A 410-nucleotide genomic window follows, 5' to 3' on the forward strand; every position below is an offset into this window, starting at 1 on the left:
CAAAAAGGCAACCTGATGATTACCAGGTTGCCTTTAAGCCGTTATTACAACTTAGTAACGTTAGCAGCTTGCAAGCCACGGTCACCTTGTTGAACTTCGAATGATACAGCTTGTCCTTCTTCCAATGACTTGAAGCCGTCACCTTGGATAGCTGAGAAGTGAACGAACACATCGTCACCTGACTCACGTGAAAGGAAACCGAATCCCTTGTCTGCGTTAAACCACTTTACTGTTCCTTGTTCCATGTCTGAAACCTCCTGGCAATTATTGCCGAATTTTTTAATAATCTAAATATGACGATGCCAGATATTTCTGTGAAACATAAAACAAAATCCTTTAAACTATGTACATAAGTATAACACGCTTATCCAAAGAAAGATACCCAAAGTTTTAAATTAAATATTTTAATC

At 38.0% G+C, this 410-nt stretch carries 1 protein-coding gene; it reads right to left on the minus strand.

All coding sequences use genetic code 11. The annotated features are described in order from the left end of the window. Positions 1-44 precede the first annotated feature (44 nt). Positions 45-245: a cold-shock protein gene (locus C1I95_RS37530; protein WP_003610350.1), complete on the minus strand. Its 201-nt coding sequence runs from the start codon at positions 243-245 to the stop codon at positions 45-47. Between the last annotated feature and the right edge of the window lie 165 nt (positions 246-410).

Source organism: Micromonospora craterilacus, assembly GCF_003236315.1.
Lineage (GTDB): Bacteria > Actinomycetota > Actinomycetes > Mycobacteriales > Micromonosporaceae > Micromonospora > Micromonospora craterilacus.